The sequence below is a fragment of the Sphingomonas sp. genome (genome assembly GCF_036269755.1).
In the GTDB taxonomy this organism is placed as follows: domain Bacteria; phylum Pseudomonadota; class Alphaproteobacteria; order Sphingomonadales; family Sphingomonadaceae; genus Sphingomonas.
The window spans coordinates 347795-366040 of record NZ_DATBDV010000009.1; the positions used below are offsets into that span (position 1 = coordinate 347795).

The 18246-nt window shown below is 66.6% G+C and carries 17 protein-coding genes and 1 pseudogene; 10 read left to right on the forward strand and 8 right to left on the reverse strand.

Annotation, left to right across the window (positions count from 1 at the left end; translation table 11 throughout):
• Window positions 1–10 precede the first annotated feature (10 nt).
• The 7 genes from VH326_RS08325 to VH326_RS08355 all read left to right on the forward strand — a co-directional run bounded on the left by VH326_RS08325 (window position 11) and on the right by VH326_RS08355 (window position 7961).
• Window positions 11–523, forward strand: a complete 513-nt coding sequence (locus VH326_RS08325; protein WP_329631340.1) for a hypothetical protein — start codon at window positions 11–13, stop codon at window positions 521–523.
• Window positions 520–942, forward strand: coding sequence for a methylmalonyl-CoA epimerase (mce, locus tag VH326_RS08330; protein WP_329631341.1), 423 nt, complete (start codon window positions 520–522; stop codon window positions 940–942). Before VH326_RS08325 ends, mce begins: the two co-directional genes overlap by 4 nt.
• Before the next feature lie 197 nt (window positions 943–1139).
• The gene (locus VH326_RS08335) at window positions 1140–1925 is read left to right on the forward strand and encodes an enoyl-CoA hydratase-related protein (RefSeq protein ID WP_329631342.1); all 786 of its coding nucleotides are present in this window, start codon (window positions 1140–1142) and stop codon (window positions 1923–1925) included.
• 126 nt (window positions 1926–2051) lie between these two features.
• Window positions 2052–4190 carry a methylmalonyl-CoA mutase gene (scpA, locus tag VH326_RS08340; protein WP_329631343.1) on the forward strand — a complete coding sequence of 713 codons (2139 nt, stop codon included), beginning with the start codon at window positions 2052–2054 and terminating at the stop codon, window positions 4188–4190.
• Window positions 4187–4714 (forward strand): hypothetical protein, encoded by a 528-nt coding sequence (locus tag VH326_RS08345; RefSeq protein WP_329631344.1) that lies wholly within the window; start codon window positions 4187–4189, stop codon window positions 4712–4714. The genes scpA and VH326_RS08345 overlap by 4 nt, the downstream gene beginning before the upstream one ends.
• 30 nt (window positions 4715–4744) lie before the next feature.
• The gene (gene bioB, locus VH326_RS08350) at window positions 4745–5731 is read left to right on the forward strand and encodes a biotin synthase BioB (protein ID WP_329631370.1); all 987 of its coding nucleotides are present in this window, start codon (window positions 4745–4747) and stop codon (window positions 5729–5731) included.
• A 151-nt stretch (window positions 5732–5882) separates the two neighbouring features.
• The gene (locus VH326_RS08355) at window positions 5883–7961 is read left to right on the forward strand and encodes an acetyl/propionyl/methylcrotonyl-CoA carboxylase subunit alpha (RefSeq protein ID WP_329631345.1); all 2079 of its coding nucleotides are present in this window, start codon (window positions 5883–5885) and stop codon (window positions 7959–7961) included.
• A 24-nt stretch (window positions 7962–7985) separates the two neighbouring features.
• Here VH326_RS08355 and VH326_RS08360 read toward each other — a convergent pair whose 3' ends face one another.
• From VH326_RS08360 to VH326_RS08370, 3 genes are all read right to left on the reverse strand, one after another.
• Entirely contained in the window at window positions 7986–8579 is a 594-nt protein-coding gene (locus VH326_RS08360; protein WP_329631346.1) for a nucleotidyltransferase family protein, read from the reverse strand.
• On the reverse strand, window positions 8566–9501 hold the full coding sequence (locus VH326_RS08365; RefSeq protein WP_329631347.1) for an XdhC family protein: 936 nt from the start codon (window positions 9499–9501) through the stop codon (window positions 8566–8568). Before VH326_RS08365 ends, VH326_RS08360 begins: the two co-directional genes overlap by 14 nt.
• Before the next feature lie 123 nt (window positions 9502–9624).
• Entirely contained in the window at window positions 9625–11814 is a 2190-nt protein-coding gene (locus tag VH326_RS08370; protein WP_414714263.1) for a xanthine dehydrogenase family protein molybdopterin-binding subunit, read from the reverse strand.
• Between the two features lie 187 nt (window positions 11815–12001).
• Here VH326_RS08370 and VH326_RS08375 point away from each other — a divergent pair, with 187 nt between their 5' ends.
• Both VH326_RS08375 and VH326_RS08380 read left to right on the forward strand, forming a co-directional pair.
• Window positions 12002–13012, forward strand: a complete 1011-nt coding sequence (locus VH326_RS08375) for a glycerophosphodiester phosphodiesterase (RefSeq protein WP_329631371.1) — start codon at window positions 12002–12004, stop codon at window positions 13010–13012.
• Window positions 13012–13299: a hypothetical protein gene (locus tag VH326_RS08380; RefSeq protein WP_329631349.1), complete on the forward strand. Its 288-nt coding sequence runs from the start codon at window positions 13012–13014 to the stop codon at window positions 13297–13299. The genes VH326_RS08375 and VH326_RS08380 overlap by 1 nt, the downstream gene beginning before the upstream one ends.
• On the opposite strand, the gene VH326_RS08385 is transcribed toward VH326_RS08380, so the two are convergent.
• Window positions 13296–14015 (reverse strand): alpha/beta hydrolase, encoded by a 720-nt coding sequence (locus tag VH326_RS08385; protein WP_329631350.1) that lies wholly within the window; start codon window positions 14013–14015, stop codon window positions 13296–13298. The genes VH326_RS08380 and VH326_RS08385 overlap by 4 nt on opposite strands.
• Before the next feature lie 23 nt (window positions 14016–14038).
• Between VH326_RS08385 and phhA the strand changes: the two genes are divergently transcribed.
• Window positions 14039–14905 (forward strand): phenylalanine 4-monooxygenase, encoded by an 867-nt coding sequence (gene phhA, locus VH326_RS08390; RefSeq protein ID WP_329631351.1) that lies wholly within the window; start codon window positions 14039–14041, stop codon window positions 14903–14905.
• A gap of 85 nt (window positions 14906–14990) precedes the next feature.
• Here phhA and VH326_RS08395 read toward each other — a convergent pair whose 3' ends face one another.
• The 4 genes and pseudogenes from VH326_RS08395 to VH326_RS08410 all read right to left on the reverse strand — a co-directional run.
• Window positions 14991–15932, reverse strand: coding sequence for a 50S ribosomal protein L11 methyltransferase (locus VH326_RS08395; RefSeq protein WP_329631352.1), 942 nt, complete (start codon window positions 15930–15932; stop codon window positions 14991–14993).
• Window positions 15922–16620: an SDR family oxidoreductase gene (locus VH326_RS08400; RefSeq protein ID WP_329631353.1), complete on the reverse strand. Its 699-nt coding sequence runs from the start codon at window positions 16618–16620 to the stop codon at window positions 15922–15924. Before VH326_RS08400 ends, VH326_RS08395 begins: the two co-directional genes overlap by 11 nt.
• Before the next feature lie 25 nt (window positions 16621–16645).
• Window positions 16646–18010, reverse strand: coding sequence for a methyl-accepting chemotaxis protein (locus tag VH326_RS08405; protein WP_329631354.1), 1365 nt, complete (start codon window positions 18008–18010; stop codon window positions 16646–16648).
• A 13-nt stretch (window positions 18011–18023) separates the two neighbouring features.
• Window positions 18024–18246: pseudogene (locus VH326_RS08410) on the reverse strand (chemotaxis protein); the annotation flags it as partial.

Below are 18246 nucleotides of genomic sequence, written 5' to 3' on the forward strand. Positions count from 1 at the left end.
AAGGACCCGCATGATCTCCCTCCTCGCCCTCTTCCTGCAAGCTATCGCCGCTCCCGCGCCCGTTGCGCCGTGGACGGTGACCAATCGCACGAGCACCGACGGAACGATCCACACCACGCTGGCCAGCGTTCCGTCGAGCGACGGCAATGCGCGGCTGGTGATGAAGTGCGACGCCGGTACCGAAAAGGTCGTCTCGGTGCAGTTCTTCACCCGGACCGCGCTCGGCGGCCCGCCCGACCGGCCGGTCACGCTGACGATCGATGGCGGCACGCCGCTCGGCGCGAACTGGGAGTTCGTCGAGAAGGGCGCGTTCATCCGTGAGGATATCGGCGTCACCACGCTGGCCGCCGCAATTGCCTCGGCCAAGACGATCAATGTCCACACAACCACCGCGGCCGGCGAGCCGATCGATGCGAGCTTCGCCGGGCCGACCAGCCCCGCGCCGGTGACGGCGGTGCTCGCCGCGTGCGACTATACGCTCGGCACCGTTCCGGTCCGAGCGAAGCCCGCGCCCAAGAAGTGAAGCTCGGCCGGCTCAATCATGTCGGGGTGGCGACACCGTCGATCGCCGACGCCATCCGCTATTGGCGCGACGTGATGGGGGCGACGAGCATCGGCGAGCCGTTCGATCTGCCTGCGCAGGGCGTGAAGGTGTGCTTCGTGGATACGCCCAATACGCAGATCGAGCTGATCGAGCCGTACGACGCCAACTCGCCGATCGCGGCGTTCATCGCCAAGAATCCCGGCGGCGGGCAGCACCATGTCTGCTACGAAGTGCCCGATATCCACGAGGCGAAGGCGTGGTTCCAGGGCAAGGGTGCGCGCGTGCTCGGCGAGCCGCGGATCGGGGCGCACGGCACGCCGATCTTCTTCGTCCATCCCAAGGACATGGCCGGCGTGCTGACCGAGTTCATGGAGACGCCGAAGGGCGACGGACATTAGTCCGCTCCCCTTACGGGAGAGGATAGCGAAGCTTGTGAGCTTGCTCGCTAGCGCAGCTTGGAGAGGGGTGCGGTCGCCGTGCGACCGCGCGAAGCTGCGCTTCGCGACCCCCTCTCCCAACTTCGACTAGGCAGCGAGCTGCCAAGTTTCCGTAACCCTCTCCCGCAAGGGGAGCGGGAAGGTGGGGAGGACATATAGTGCCGCAGTACGACCACATCCTGACCGAAACGCGCGGCGACGTGCTGGTAGTGACGCTCAACCGCCCCGATCGTCTCAACGCCGCGCCGCCGGCGATGTTCGTCGAGATCAGAAACGCGCTCGCCGATCTCGGCTCCGCGCGCGCGGTGCTGATCGCCGGCGCGGGGCGGGCGTTCTGCTCGGGCGCCGATGTCGGCGGTGGCGCACTCGGCAGCGACGATCCGGGCAATGCGACCTATGCCGCGCTGACGCAAAGCTACAACCCGACGCTGACCGCGATCGCCGATGTCGGGGTGCCGGTGGTGACCGCGGTGCGCGGCCCGGCGGCGGGGATAGGTTGCAGCCTCGCGCTCGCCGCCGATTTCTGCGTCGCAAGCGAGACCGCCTATTTCCTCCAGGCGTTCGTCAATATCGGACTGGTTCCCGACGGCGGGGCGAGCTGGATGCTCACGCGGCTGATCGGCCGCCCGCGCGCGACCGAGATGATGATGCTGGGTGAGCGAGTCCCTGCCGCCAAGGCGATGGACTGGGGGATGATCCACAAGGTGGTCGCCGACGACGCGCTCGATGCGGAGGCGTTCGCGCTGGCCGAGCGGCTGGCGGCGGGGCCGACGGTCGCGCTCGGGCTGATGCGCCGCCAGCTCCACGCGGCATTGGCCGACGATTACGAGGGCGCGATGCTGCGCGAGGCCGAGAACCAGCGCGCGGCGCGGGGGACGCGGGATTCGATGGAAGGCGGCATGGCGTTCCTGCAGAAGCGCAAGGCCGAGTTTCGGGGGGAATAGGGCGTAAATTCACGCTTCCCCGGCGAAGGCCGGGGCCCAGCTGCGAAGTTTGGAGTTGTCTAGCACAGCGCGTAGTTACATCTGCCTTCCAACTGGACCCCGGCCTTCGCCGGGGAAGCGGAATATATGACCGACAAGCCGACCCTCGACTACTGGAAAGCCCTCGCCGCGAAGGAAGTGAAGGGCGCCGACCTCGTTTGGCACACGCCCGAGGGGATCGACGTCAAGCCGCTCTACACCGCCGACGACGTAACGGCCGATCCCGGCCTTCCCGGCTTCGCGCCGTTCACGCGCGGTGTGCGCGCCTCGATGTACGCGGGGCGTCCGTGGACGATCCGCCAGTACGCCGGCTTCTCGACCGCCAAGGAATCGAACGCTTTCTACCGCCGCAACCTCGTGGCCGGGCAGAAGGGCCTGTCGGTCGCCTTCGATCTCGCGACGCATCGCGGCTACGACAGCGACCATCCGCGCGTGACCGGCGATGTCGGCAAGGCCGGGGTCGCGATCGACACCGTCGAGGACATGAAGATCCTGTTCGACGGCATCCCGCTCGACAGGATGAGCGTCTCGATGACGATGAACGGCGCGGTGATCCCGATCCTCGCCTTCTTCATCGTCGCGGGCGAGGAGCAAGGGGTCGATCAGAGCCAACTCGACGGGACCATCCAGAACGACATCCTCAAGGAGTTCATGGTCCGCAACACCTACATCTATCCGCCCGAGCCGAGCATGCGGATCATCGCGGACATCATCGGCTATACCTCGGCGCACATGCCCAAGTTCAACTCGATCTCGATCTCGGGCTATCACATCCAGGAAGCCGGCTCGACGATCGTCCAGGAACTCGCCTTCACGCTCGCCGACGGCATGGCGTACGTCCGCGCGGCACAGGCGGCGGGGCAGGAGATCGACGCGTTCGCAGGGCGGCTGTCGTTCTTCTTCAACGTCGGCATGAACTTCTTCATGGAGATCGCCAAGCTGCGCGCGGCGCGATTGCTGTGGCACCGCGCGATGACGCAGCTGGGCGCGAAGCTCGACCGGTCGAAGATGCTGCGCACGCATTGCCAGACCAGCGGCGTGTCGCTGCAGGAGCAGGATCCGTACAACAACGTCATCCGCACCACGGTCGAGGCGATGGCCGCGGCGCTGGGCGGCACGCAGTCGCTCCACACCAACGCGCTCGACGAAGCCGTCGCGCTGCCGACCGACTTCACCGCGCGGATCGCGCGCAATACCCAGATCGTGTTGCAGGAAGAGACCGGCATCACCCATGTCGCCGATCCGCTCGGCGGTTCCTATTATATCGAAGCGCTGACCGCCGAACTCGCCGACAAGGCATGGGAGCTGATCGAGCGCGCTGAGGCTGACGGCGGGATGGCAAATGCGGTCGCCAAGGGCTGGCCCAAGGCGATGATCGAGGAAGCCGCCGCGGCGAAGCAGGCGCGAGTCGATCGCGGCGAGGACGTGATCGTCGGGGTCAACAAATACCGGCTAGCGGAGGAAGCGCATCTCGACATTCTCGACGTCGACAACCACGCGGTGCGCGACGCCCAGATCGCGCGGATCGATCGAGTCAAGGCAGAGCGCGACGAGACGAAGTGCCAGGCGGCGCTCGATGCATTGCGTGAGGGCGCGCGAGGCAAGGAGAACCTCCTCGTGCTCGCGGTCGAATGCGCGCGTGCTCGCGCCACGCTCGGCGAAATCAGCCAGGCGATGGAGGACGTGTTCGGTCGCTATGGCACCAATCCGACCCCGGTCAGCGGCATCTATGGCGGCGCTTACGACCAGGACGCGCGGTGGGAGAGCCTATTGTCGGGCGTCGCAGCGACCGAGCGCCGCCTCGGCCGCAAGCCGCGCATGCTCGTCGCCAAGATGGGGCAGGACGGCCACGATCGCGGCGCCAACCTGGTCAGTAGCATGTTCGGCGATCTTGGGTTCGAAGTCGTGCCAGGCCCGCTGTTCCAGACCCCGCACGAGGCCGCCGTGCTGGCGCTCGAAAGCGATGTCGATGTCGTCGGTGCCTCGAGCCTCGCCGCCGGGCACAAGACGCTGATCCCCGAACTGATCGGCATCTTGCGCGATGCCGGCCGCGCCGACATCAAGGTCATCGCCGGCGGCGTAATCCCGGCGCAGGATTACGAGTTCCTGCGCGAGGCGGGCGTGCAGGCGATCTTCGGGCCGGGCACCAATTTGATAAAGGCGGCGGAGGATGTGCTGCGGCTGCTCGGCCACAACATGCCGCCCGAAAGCGAGGCGGCGGAATGAGCGTCATCGTTCTCTTCGTGGCCTTCGCGGGACAGACCGTAAGCGAACCGCCCGAAGAGTCACGCGTAAAAGGGTCGGCGGCCGAGCGCTCGATTGCCGAATTCATGGATGTTTGCGTGCGGCCCAGGTTCGATGAAGCCGTAACGCGGTTGATCGTTACTCGCTCGGACTTCGCCTATCAGTCCCGACCACCCGACCCCGCCAATCCCACGTCGTTCCGCTGGCGATCGAGCCGCGCGGTCCTCGCGCTCGAGCTCGGTATCGAAACTGGCGGCATCACGGCTCAGTGCGCGCTGTCGATCGGCAGCATACAGCCCCGCACCGGCGATCAAATTGCCGCGATGATGAAACCGGCTCTTGAGGCTGAGCTTGGATTTACGGTCACGAAAAATATTGCGAAGGATGAGGTCGAACTCGACTGGTCCGACAAGGGCACGCCGGTCCGCTATCGTATCAGGCTGGTCGGCTCCGCCACGCAACCGCACCAGGCACAATGGTATGTTTTGGACCGGCTGCCGAAATAGCGGGAGAGGACGCGCGTGACTCACATCGGCATGGAGGGGCGCTGGACCCGCGCCGAGATCGCGGCGCTGTTCGACTTGCCGTTCACCGAACTCGTGTTCCGCGCGGCCTCCGTCCACCGCGAGTACCATGCCGCGAACGAGGTGCAGCTTTCGACTCTGCTCTCGATCAAGACCGGCGGCTGCCCCGAAGATTGCGGCTATTGCTCGCAATCCGCGCATCACGAGACCGGGCTCAAGGCCACCAAGCTGATGGACGTGCGCGCGGTGCTCCAGGCGGCGGCACAGGCGCGGGACAATGGCTCGACGCGCTTCTGCATGGGCGCGGCGTGGCGCAACCCCAAAGACAAGGACATCCCTGCGCTCGCCGAGATGGTGCGCGGCGTGCGCCAGATGGGGATGGAGACGTGCATGACGCTGGGGATGCTGACGCCGGGGCAGGCGGCGGCGCTGGGCGAGGCGGGGCTCGATTATTACAACCATAATATCGACACCTCGCCGGAAAATTACGCCAACGTCATCTCGACGCGCAGCTTCGACGAGCGGATCGAGACGCTGGAGAATGTGCGGCAAGCGGGGATCAACGTGTGCTGTGGCGGGATCGTCGGGATGGGCGAGACGCGTGCCGATCGCGTTGGCTTCATCCACGCGCTGGCGACCTTGCCGGTGCATCCTGAGAGCGTGCCGATCAACGCCTTGGTGCCGGTAAAGGGCACGGTGCTGGGCGACATGCTCGCCGACACGCCGCTGGCGAAGATCGACGATATCGAGTTCGTGCGGACGGTCGCGGTCGCCCGGATCACGATGCCGGGGAGCATGGTGCGCTTGAGCGCGGGCCGCGAGAGCATGAGCGAGGCGGCGCAGGCGTTGTGTTTCCTCAGCGGCGCGAACTCGATCTTCACCGGGGATAAGCTACTGACCGCGGGCAATGCCGGCGAGGACAAGGACGCGGCGCTGTTCGCGAAGCTGGGCCTGACGCCGATGGCGGCGGAACAGCGTCAGCAGGTCGCCGCCGAATGATCATGTACTTCCGTCATGCTGAACGTGTTTCAGCATCCATGTTTCCACCAGCGCCGTCCATGCCCGTGGCACGATGGACCCTGAAACAAGTTCAGGGTGACGGCCAGTTATGGGTTCGCGCGCCGCGCGAACGCGTGCTTTAGGGGCCGTCATGTTCAAGAAAATCCTGGTCGCCAATCGCGGCGAGATTGCGTGCCGCGTGATGCGGACCGCCAAGAAGATGGGGCTTGCGACGGTCGCGGTCTATTCGGACGCTGACGCGCGGAGTCCGCACGTGCTGATGGCCGACGAAGCCGTGCGGCTCGGGCCGCCGCCGGCGGCGGAGAGCTATCTGCTCGCCGAACTGATCCTCGACGCGGCCAAGATCACCGGGGCCGATTGTATTCATCCCGGCTACGGCTTCCTGTCGGAGCGCGAGAGCTTCGCGCGGGCGTGCGCCGACGCGGGAATCGCGTTCGTCGGGCCGCCGCCCAATGCGATCGCCGCGATGGGCGACAAGATCGAATCGAAGAAGCTCGCCAAGGCCGCCGGGGTCAATGTCGTCCCCGGCTTCCTGGGTGAGATCGCCGACACCGACGAGGCGGTGAAGATCGCCGGCGAGATCGGCTATCCGGTGATGATGAAGGCGTCGGCCGGCGGCGGCGGTAAGGGGATGCGGCTGGCCTATAGCGAGCAGGACGTGCGCGAGGGCTTCGAAGCGACCAAGCGCGAAGGGCTGGCATCGTTCGGCGACGATCGCGTGTTCATCGAGAAGTTCATCGATAGCCCCCGCCACATCGAGATCCAGGTGCTCGGCGACCAGCACGGCAACATCGTCTATCTCAATGAGCGCGAATGTTCGGTGCAGCGTCGCCACCAGAAGGTGGTCGAGGAAGCGCCGTCGCCGTTCGTTACGCCGGAGATGCGGCGGGCGATGGGCGAGCAAGCCGTCGCGCTGTCACGCGCGGTGGGGTATTATTCGGCTGGGACGGTCGAGCTGATCGTGTCAGGGGCCGATAAGACCGGGCAGGGCTTCTACTTCCTCGAGATGAACACTCGGCTCCAAGTCGAGCACCCGGTGACCGAGGAGATTACCGGGCTCGATCTGGTCGAGCAGATGATCCGCGTCGCGGCTGGGGAGAAGTTGGGCTTCACGCAAGACGATATCGGGATCAGCGGCTGGGCGATCGAGAACCGGGTATATGCGGAGGATCCGTATCGTGGCTTCCTGCCGAGCATCGGACGGTTGGTACGCTATAATCCTCCTAGCCCCTCCCCTTCAGGGGAGGGATTGGGGGTGGGCAGTGCCGCGGATGCCGTTCTCGGTGAGACTTCCCCCATCCCCGCCCCCTCCCCTGAAGGGGAGGGGCGAATTAAGGTCCGCGTCGACGACGGTGTCCTCGAAGGCGGCGAGGTGTCGATGTTCTACGACCCGATGATCGCCAAGCTCATCACCTGGGCGCCGACCCGCGAGGAAGCGATCGACGCGCAGGTCGCGGCGCTCGACGCGTTCGAGATCGAAGGCCCGGGCAACAATCTGGATTTCCTGTCGGCGCTGATGCAGCACCCGCGCTTTCGCGCCGGCGCGCTGACGACCGGTTTCATCGCCGAGGAATATCCCGAAGGGTTCCACGGCGCGCCTGCGTCGCCCGACTTGCTCAAGGCGCTTGCCGCGATCGCCGCGTTCGCCGCTACCGCCGAGGCGGATCGCGCGCGTCGGATCGATGGCCAACTTGGCAAAAGGCTGCGTCCGCCCGCCGCCTGGACGGTGCGGATCGATGGGCAGGACCATGGCGTGACGGTGTCGACCGACGGCATCGCGGTCGACGGCGCCGACCTCGCGATCGCGATGGACTATACCCCGGGCGACCGCAGCGTGACCGCCGAGCTGGAGGATGAGGACCTGACCGTGCGCATCGCCAGGACTCGCGCCGGGTTCAAGCTCACCACGCGCGGCGCGTCGCACGTCGCGCGCGTGCTCCCCGCGCACGTCGCGCCCTACGCGCAGCACCTGATCGAGAAGGTCCCGCCGGACCTCTCCAAATTCCTGATCGCGCCGATGCCGGGGCTGCTCGTGCGGCTCGCCGTCGGGGTCGGCGACAGCGTCCAGCCGGGACAGCCGCTCGCGGTGGTCGAGGCGATGAAGATGGAGAATATCCTGCGCGCGGAGAAAGCAGCGACGGTCAAGTCGGTCGAGGCAAAGGCGGGTGATAGCCTGGCGGTGGATCAGGTCATTCTGGAGTTGGAATAATTTCTTCTCTCCCTCAGGGGGGACTCAGCGCCGCCGCACCTGCCCGAACTTTGCGCGCAGCTCCGCCAGTTCCTCTTCGGTATCGACGTCGATCAATTCGCCGGGATTGGTGACCACGTGCCGCCCCGTGAGGATCATATCGCGCGCGCCGGCATCGCCCTCCAGGCGTTCGAGCGCGTCGAAGCGCCCGGCGCCGAACAGCACCGGGGGCCGGGGCCTGACGCCATCGCTCGATGCGACCACGGTGGACGGCCCCTCGGCGGCTTCGTACAGGCGGTGGATCTGAGTCGCGGTGATCCGCGGCATGTCGGCGAGCGCGATCAGCACCGCCTCGACGCCCGGTCCCCGCGCTGCCGTCACGCCTAGGCGAACCGACAAAGACAGGCCCTGTTCGGGCGTGGGATTGTGGACGACTTCATAGCTACGCGCGGCATAATCGAGCTTCACACCGTCGGTGACCACGATCCGCTTGGCGAACGGCACTGCCTCGAGTGCGGTGACCGCGTGCATGCCGAGCGGGTGGCCGAGGAACATCTCCGTCAACTTATCCGACAGCCCGAACCGTTCTGACTTGCCCGCCGCGAGCAGGATCAGCGCCGTCGTCTCAGGCGCGATCATGCCGCACTTTGTGGTGGAATTCAGCAACCATCGCGGCGGCGATCGACAGCGCGATCTCGGCCGGGCCAATCGCGCCGATATCGAGCCCGGCGGGCGCATCGATCCGATCGAGATCGGCTTCGCTGATGCCAGCGGCGGCGAGCCGCTCGCGCCGCGCGGCGTGGCTGCGGCGCGATCCCAACGCGGCGACGTAGCCGGTCGGCGCGGCCAGCGCTGCGGCAAGCGCCGGATCGTCGATCTTGATATCATGGCTGAGCGTTACGACCGCGGTCGCCGGGTCGGACTTGAAGGCCGCGACCGCCTCGTCGGGCCAGCGGTCGTCGAGCGTCACGCCGGGGAAGCGCTCCTCGGTCAGGAAGCGCGCGCGTGGGTCGATGACCGTCGTTGCAACGCCGAGCTCGCGCGCAAGCCCGGCGAGCGCTTGCGCGATCTGCACCGCGCCGACGATGAGCAAACGCCGCGGCGGGTCGTAGCGATTGACGAACGCCGCTCCCTCGATCGGGCGCAGGCTCGATTGGCCGGTGTCGAGATTGGTGATCACGTCGAGGGCCGCGCCGTTCGCGCGCGCTTCGGCGATCCGGTCGAACAGTTCGGGGTCGAAACCCTCGGCGGAGACTGGCTGGACCATGACCGAAATCTCGCCGCCGCACGGCAACCCGACTTCCCACGCTTCGGCATCGGCGACGCCGTAGCGTTTCACCTGGAATGGTGCGCCGGCGATCACGTCGGCGGCGGTCGTGAGAATGTCGTTCTCGACGCAGCCGCCCGACACCGATCCTTCGAATCTGCCGGCCTGGTGGACGATCATATGGCTGCCGCGCGGGCGCGGGGCGGAGCCCCAGGTCGAAACCACGGTGGCAATCGCCATCGGGGAGCCGCGCCACGCTTCGGCGGCGGCGATCACGGCGTCGTTATCGGCCATCCCGCCCCGCCCGAAATGCGCCGTCACCCTGAACTTGTTTCAGGGTCCATCTCTCCCCTCGCGAGGGTGTCGCTTGTTGCGCGTTGGATGCTGAAACACGTTCAGCATGACGGAACAGCAAGTTCATACTGGCGGCAATCCCGGGAGCAATTTGTCGAGCGTCACCGGGAAATCCCTCACCCGCGCCCCGCAAGCATTGTAGATCGCGTTCGCCACCGCCGCGCCCGCCCCCGAAATTCCCAACTCGCCCACTGCCTTGGCCCCAACGGGATTCGCGCTGTCGTCCACTTCCTCGATGAAATGACACTCGACTGCGGGCACGTCGGCGTTCACCGCGACGTGATATTCGCCAAAGTCGGGATTGACGAACTGTCCGGTGCGCGTGTCGACCACCGCGTCCTCGCTCAGCGCATAGCCGATCCCCCACACCATCCCGCCGACCATCTGGTTGCGCGCGGTCTTTTCGTTGAGCACGCGGCCGACGTCGAACACGCCGATCAGCCGGCGGACCCGTACTTCGCCGGTGACGGCGTTGACCGCGACTTCGGCGAATTGCGCGCCGTGGCTCGCCTGGCTGGTGTGGCGGCTTTCCTTGCCCGGCCCCGTCTTGCCGAGCGCGACGATCGGGCGATCGCGGACCAGCTCGGCAATCGGCGTCGCGCGGTCGCCGACCGAGACGCACGCGTCCTTCAAAACCAATTCCTCGGGCGCCGCATTCATTCGGCGCGCCAGTTCGGCGAGGATATTCTCGCACGCCAGCGCCACCGCCGAGCCCGAGCTGCCGGCGCCGAACGACCCGCCCGACCCCGCGCTTGCGGGATAATCGGTGTCGCCCAGCCGAACGTCGATGCTGCTCACCGGCAACCCCAGCATCTCGCCCGCGACTTGCGCCAGGATGGTGTAGGTGCCGGTGCCGATATCGGTCATGTCGGTCTCGATCACCGCGCGACCCTCGGGGGTAAGCGTGACACGCGCCTCGGAATTGACGGTGAAATTGCCGCGCAACGCGGCCGCCATCCCCATCCCGACCAGCCATTCCCCGTCGCGCACCGATCCCGGCGTCGGGTCGCGGCGGTTCCAGCCGAAGCGCTCCGCGCCCTCATCGTAGCACCGCACCATCAGCCGCGTGGAGAAGGGCTTGCCGCTCGTCGGATCGACCTCGGGCTCGTTGCGGTGCCGGAGCTCGATCGGGTCAATCCCGACCAATTCGGCCAATTCGTCCATGGCGCATTCGACCGCGAACGTGCCGACCGCCTCGCCCGGCGCGCGCACCGCGCCCGATGGCGGCAGATCGACTCGAGTCAGCGCGGTGGTGAAGCTGCGATGCTCGGCGGCGTAGAGCGGCAGCGTGCCGAACGGCACCGGCTCGAGAAACCCCTTATTGTCCTTTTGCGAAGTGATGTTGTCGTGCGCGAACGCGGTGATCCTGCCCTCCAGATCGCAGCCGATGCGGACGCGCTGAACGGTGTCGCCGCGATGATGGACCAGGAACGCCGTCTGCCGCCGCGGGAGCGCGATCTTGACCGGCCGGCCGAGATCGCGCGCGGCGACCGCCGCCATGATCGTCTCCGGCCCGACCCCGGTCTTGCCGCCGAACCCGCCGCCGACATAGGGCGCGAGGATACGGACCTTGGCCGGGTCGATCCCCAGCGTCTTCGCCACCGTCGCCTTCGCCCCGCCGAGCACCTGGAGCGACGCGCGCAGCACGAGCGTGTCGCCCTCCCACCACGCGGTCGTCGCGTGCGGCTCGAGCGCGGCGGGATAGTGGGGCGGCGTGGTGTAGGTCTGGTCGAAGCGGATTGCGGCCGCCTCGATCGCGGCGTCGACATCGCCCTTCACGATGTTGGGCAGGAAACCGATGCCGTGATCCTCGATCACCGGCTGTTCGCGCGGATCGTAGCGGCCCTCGCGCGCTTCGTAGGTCACGGCCACCGCGAGCGCGGCGGCGCGCGCGGTCTCCAGCGTGTCGGCGACGACCAGGCCGACCGCCTGGCCGAAATGATCGATCTCGCGAGTCCAGCCCGGCATCGGGTCTTGCGTGTTGCCGCCGCCGGAGACGAAGTCGGCATGGTCGGTGATTACCGCGACGACGCCGGGCATCGCCTCCGCCGCGCGGGCGTCGACCGCGACGACGCGTCCGGCGCCGATCGTCGCGCCGACGATCTGCGCGTAGAGCGTGCCCGCCGGGGCGCCCTCGACCGCATATTGCGCGGTGCCGGTGACCTTGAGCGGCCCTTCGTAACGGTCGACCGGCTTGCCGATCAGGCCCTGCTGCCCCTGGTCGAGCGCGGCGGGGCGATAGGGTGCATCCATCACGACGTGGTTGACGGGTTCGCTCACGTGAGATTCGCCTCCGGTCGGAAAAAGCGGGATAGGTAAACCGCTCTAGACTGGAATCGGTCCGCTTATGAAACTTTTCAAGCGCCTTCTTGCCGCGGCGCTCACCCCCATCCTTGCCGTCGCGCTGGCATCGCCCCTCGCGGCGGGGCAAAGTGCGCGGATGTCGTCGCTCTCCAGTCCTATCGTCATCGCGCACCGCGGCGCCAGCGGAGAACGCCCCGAGCACACGCTCGCCAGCTACGATCTCGCGATCGAGGAAGGCGCCGACTTCATCGAGCCCGACCTCGTCCTGACCAGGGACAAGGTCTTCGTCGCGCGGCATGAAAACGACATTACCGGTACCACCGACGTCGCCGATCATCGCGAATTCGCCGGCCGCAAGACCACCAGGACGATCGACGGGCAGAGCCATACCGGCTGGTTCACCGAGGACTTCACGCTCGCCGAACTCAAGACGCTGCGCGCCAGGGAGCGCCTGCCGCAACTGCGCCCGGCCAACGCCGCGTATGACGGCAAGTTCGCGATCCCGACGCTCGCGGAGATCATCGCGCTCGCGAAGAAACGATCGAAGGAGCTCGGCCGAACGATCGGCATCTATCCCGAGACCAAACATCCCAGCTATTTCGCGTCGATCGGCCTGCCGATGGAGCGGCACTTGGTCGCCGAACTCCGCGCCGCGGGATGGGACTCGGCCGACGCGCCGGTGTTCATCCAGAGCTTCGAGGTCGACAACCTCAAGCTGCTGCACTCGATCACAAAAATCCGCCTGATCCAATTGATGGACGGCAATGGTGGTCCTGCCGACAACGCCACCCCGAGCTATGCGTCGATGATCACCCCGGCCGGGCTCAAGGCGGTCGCGACCTATGCCTGGGGGATTGGCCCGAACAAGGACATGGTCGATCGCGGCGAAGGTGCGCCCACCACGCTCGTCGCCGACGCGCATGCGGCGGGCTTGCGCGTCCATGTCTGGACGTTTCGCGCGGAGAATTTCTTTCTGCCCCTCGCCCTCAAGAACGGTGCCGACCCCCGCGCGCACGGCAACGTCGCCGAGGCGATCCGCCGCCAGCTCGCGCTCGGGATCGACGGTTTCTTCACCGATTTCCCCTCTATTGGCGTGACGGCGCGGAACGCCTATCGCGTACCGCCACCAACCAGGACATTATTGTGATGCGTAGATTCCTGCCCTTCGTCGCGATGATGCCGCTGCTGACCGGCGGCTGCCTCGGTACCGTGGGCAAGGTTGTCACCGCGCCGGTCAGGGTCGCCAGCAAGGCAGTCGACTGGACCACGACCAGTCAGTCCGAAGCCGACCGCAACTACGGCAAGAAGATGCGCAAGGCCGAAGAGCGCGAGGGCCGCGAACGCAAGGCACACGACAAAGCGTGCAAGAAGGATCCGGCCAATTGTGGGCCGTATGAGGGTTATCGCGCGGGCAATTCCGAGCCGAAGGACTAATTCCCGCCGAGCACCTCCGCGATTGCGCGGAGCGCTGCGGGTTTCATCTGAACGCCCATGTGGCTCGACACGATCTCGATCGATCGCGTGTGCGCGTCGTGACAGATCGAACCATTGACGAGCCCGTCGCTCGCGCTCCAGATCGCCGTCGCGGGGACCGGCAGGGGTTCTGCGATCTCCGCACGACGCGCCACCACATTGTCGCTGTCGATCTTCTCGCCCGACAGCCATTCGAAGGTGCGCCAGACGTTGGTCGCCTTGGGGTCGCCGGCGAAAGGCGAGCTGACGGTGATTACCTCGCGCACCATGGCTGGCGCGCGGTGGGCAAGGAACCGCGCCATGATTCCGCCCAGGCTGACGCCGATCAACGTCACCGGCTCGCCGGCATCGTCGTGATACTGGCGCAACCGCGCGAGCAGCTTCTCGCCCTCGCCGCCAATCGCGCGCGTGCCGGTATTGCGCCCGAGCTTCCACCCTTCGACACGATAGCCGAGTGCGGTGAGATAGCGCTTCATCACCACGTTCGATCGGTCGGAATTGACCAGGCCCGGCAGCAGCATGATCGGGCGGCCGTCACCCGGCGGCGCCTTCATCAGCTCGGGCCACGCCTTGGGGATGCTCGCGATCGTGCCGAGCATGCGTGGCAGCTCGGCGGCCCATTGCGCCTTGGACGGCGGCTTAGGAACTGCGGCGGCGCCGGAGATTTCTTTCGTCATCGCACCCGTGATAGATGGATTTGATGGCAACCGAAACGCACGCTCTCGATTCTCCGCCCCCCGGCGCTTCGCCCGATTGGACGATCCCGCAGGATTGGGCGCATTATACCGCGGAAGAGCATGCGACATGGGACACGTTGTTCGCGCGCCAGGCGAAGCTGCTCCCCGGCCGCGCGTCGGAGGCGTATCTGCGCGGGCTCGACGTGCTCAAGCTCTCCAAGCCCGGCATTCCCGATTTCGAAGAATTGTCCGATCGGTTGATGAAGCTGACCGGATGGCAGGTCGTCGCGGTGCCTGGGCTGGTTCCCGATGATGTGTTCTTCGATCACATGGCCAATCGCCGCTTCGTCGCGGGCAATTTCATCCGCCGCCCCGACCAGCTCGATTATTTGCAGGAGCCCGACGTCTTCCACGACGTGTTCGGGCACGTCCCGATGCTCGCCGACCCGGTGTTCGCCGATTATCTCGAAGCCTACGGCAAGGGCGGCCAGCGCGCGATGGCGATGGACGCGCTCAAGTATCTCGGGCGGCTATACTGGTACACGGTCGAGTTCGGGCTGATCGCCGAGCCCGAAGGTTTGCGCATCTATGGTTCGGGAATCGTGTCTAGCTATTCGGAGAGCCAGTTCGCACTGGAGGATCCGAGTCCCAACCGCATCGGATTCGACCTGGCGCGGGTGATGCGCACCGAATACCGCATCGACGATTTCCAGCAGAATTATTTCGTCATTCCGAGTTTCGATGAGCTGCTTCGGATGACCGTCGAGACCGACTTCGCGCCGCTATACGAGAGGTTGAAGGCGTTGGAGGATATTCCGGTGGCGGAGATTGCCCTCGGCGACGAGGTGATGACGCGCGGCACGCAGCATTATGCCAAGAGTAAAGCCTGAACCGCTATTGCGAGCGTAGCGAAGCAATCCAGCGTTCCGCCAACCGTCTGGATTGCTTCGCTATGCTCGTAATGGCGGGTTGAAGTCAGATATCCAGCGCCCAGCCGTCGCGGCCTTTGGGGTCGATCGGGCTAGTGGGGACGTAGCGCTCGGCGCCGGCTTCGAGCTTGAGGATCGTCCAGTCGCCGCGAACGTCGGCAGCAACCAACGTGCAGCCGCAGGCGGCATACGCATCGACGACTTGCATCCGCTGCGTTTCCAGCAGCCCGGCGAGCACGATCGTCGCATAGGGCGCGGCGATCGCTGCGAGTTCGGGCGCCATCGAGACGAGCGGGCCCGCGAGGACGTTGGCGATGATCAAGTCGTACGGCGCTCCGCCGGTGATCGCGTCGTCGAGCGCGCCGTCGGCGACGATCAGCTCGATACCGGCAACATCGTTCGCTGCGGCGTTCTCTCGCGTCACGTCGATCGCGGCGGGGTCGATGTCGGTCGCGAGCACCCGCGCGCCGGGCCACAAGTGGCGTGCGACGAAGGCGAGCAGCCCGGTGCCGGTGCCGATGTCGATGACGGCGTCGAACTGGCGATCCGCCATCGCGTCGAGCATCGCGAGGCAGCCCGAGGTCGTCGCGTGATGCCCGGTCCCGAATGCGCGGCCGGCGTCGATCAGGAAGGCGCGGCCGCCGGGCGGCGCGGCGACCGGATGCGCGCTGGTGTGAACGACGAAGCGCCCCTCGGCGATTGGCTCGAGCCCCGCTTGGCTCATCGTCACCCAATCCTGCGCGGTCAGCGGCTCGATCTCCGGCTCGGCGGCGCCCGCGCTTGGCACCAGCGCGCGCAACGCGGTGATCATCGCGGCGTCGGGCTGCTGTTCGGTATAGGCGTCGAGCCGCCAGCGCTCGCGGTCATCCTCGACTTCCTCGGTCGTCATCAGCACGGCATCGATGTGGATCTCTCCGGCGTCGATCGCCTCGGCCTCGGCGCGGGTGCAGGGTAAGCTGGTCTTCCAGCTGTCCACCTCAGCGGACATAACTCGCCCCGTTTACGTCGATCACCGCGCCGGTCATCGAGGGCGGGGCGGTGAGGGCGAGGTAGGTTACCGCGTTCGCCACCTCTTCGGGATCGGCGACTTTCCCGAGCGGGATGTCGGCGAGCAGTTTGTCGCCGCCGCGGCTCGACAGATAATCCTCCGCCATCCCGGTCATTGTGAAGCCGGGGCACACCGCGAAGGCGAGGATGCCCTGCACCGCATAGCCGCGCGCGATCGACTTGGTCATCGCGACCATCCCGGCCTTGGAGGCGGCGTAGTGCCAGTGCTCGGGGCTGTCGCCGCGATAGGCGGCGCGGCTGGCGACGTTGACGATGCGGCCCCCGGTGCCACGCTCCTGCCAATGACGCACGGCGAGGCGGCACAGTTCGGCGCTCGCGGTCAGATTGACTCGCATCGTGCGCTCCCAGTTCGCCACCCACGCGTCGTCGTCCTGGTCGATCGGATTGGCCTCGAAGACGCCGGCATTGTTGATCAGCACATCGATCGTGCCGAGCTGCGCGAGTGCTGTGTCCCACAAATGGCGCGGCCCCGCCGGATCGTCGAAATCGGCGGCGATGCCGCTCCGCGTGCCGTGCCCGACGAAGGTGACGTTGGGGGCGGTGGAGAGCGCGTCGGCGATCGCCGCGCCGATGCCGCGGCTGCTGCCGGTCAAAAGGATGTTGGTCATGCACGCCGCTGTAGCGCGCGGAAGCTCAGGCCGCCACGCTCGCCGAGAAATCGTCGGCCGCGCCCTTGAGTCCGCCGAGCCGGTCGTCGACGTCGCTCACGTCCTGTGCCAGCGCGCCCATTTCGCTGGCGACCGCTTCGGTGTCCTCGCGAATGGTTGCGATTGTGTTCGACATCGAATCGGCGGCGAGCGCGGTCTCATCGACCGCGGCGGTGATGGCGGTCACCGTCTGCGCCTGCGCTTCCATTGCGAATCGAATTCGGTTCGCGCTTTCCTGAACTTCGGTGACCGTCGCCTTGATCGAAGCATTGGTGTCGACGGTAGAGCGCGTCGCCGATTGGATCGCGGCGATCTTGGCGGCGATGTCGTCGGTGGCGCGCGCGGTTTGATTGGCGAGGGACTTCACTTCCTGCGCGACCACCGCGAAGCCACGGCCGGCATCGCCTGCGCGTGCCGCTTCGATCGTGGCGTTCAAGGCGAGCAAATTGGTCTGACCGGCAATGTCGCGGATCAGCCCGAGGATCGATTCGATCGATTTGGCGTGGCCGCTCAGCATCTCGCTGATGGTCACGGCGTCGCCCGCCTGATGGGCCGCGCGCGTCGAGATATCGGCCGCCGCCTCGACTTCGATCCGCGCATCCTCGATCGCTCGGATCAGCCCCGCCGCGGTCTGCGCCGCTTCGCGCATCGCCACCGCCGATTGCTCGGCCGCTGCCGCGACTTCCGATGTCTTGATGATCATGCCGCGCGCGGAGGCCGTGGTGCGGCCCGCTTGCTGGCGGATACGCGTGCCGAGCTCGGCGGTGGCGCCGATCGATCCCGCAATCGATTCGCGAAACTTGTCGGCGCTGGCGAGCCGCGATTCGCGCGCGCGATGCTCGACCAATCGCGAGACGTAGCTGGTGAGCAGATGCGCTTCGACGAACGACATCCGCTGCAACACATCGGCGTAGCGCGCCAGCCGCGCGCTGTCGGTGCCGCATGCCGCGGTCAGAATGTTGAGCGTTTCCTGATAGGCGGCGGTCAGCGAAGCGAGCAGCGGGGCGAGCGACACGCCCGCGCGGTCCGAATGGCGCGCATTGGTGCACGCCATTTCCATCCATTCGCGACCGAGCGGCGCTTCGAACTTGGCGCGCATGTAAACGGCGCTGGTCTCGACTTCCTGCGCGAGTTGTTCGGGCGTGTAATAGCCGCGGACATGCGCGGTCGCCGGATGCGCGAGATAGTGCTGCCAGAAAATCTCGCAAACGCGGCGATAATGCGGCGCGACGATCGGGACGATCTCGGCAGAGACCGGTATGATCTGACCGTCCCAATCGAACGCCGGCAAGTCGCGCTTGAGGGTTTCCTCGAGCTCCTCCTGCCAGGTCAGCTGTCGGTCATCGGTCACCGCAGCGCGACCATCATGCCGCCACCTTGGCGGCGAAGTCCGACGCCGAGGTCTTGAGGTTGCCGAGCTGCCCGTCGAGCGAGTCGAATCCCTTACCGACGCTGTCGATCTCGCTTGCCACGGCTTCAGTATCCTCGCGAATGGTTGCGATTGTGTTCGACATCGAATCGGCGGCGAGCGCAGTCTCGTCGACCGCGGCGGTGATCGCGGTGACGGTTTGCGCCTGCGCTTCCATC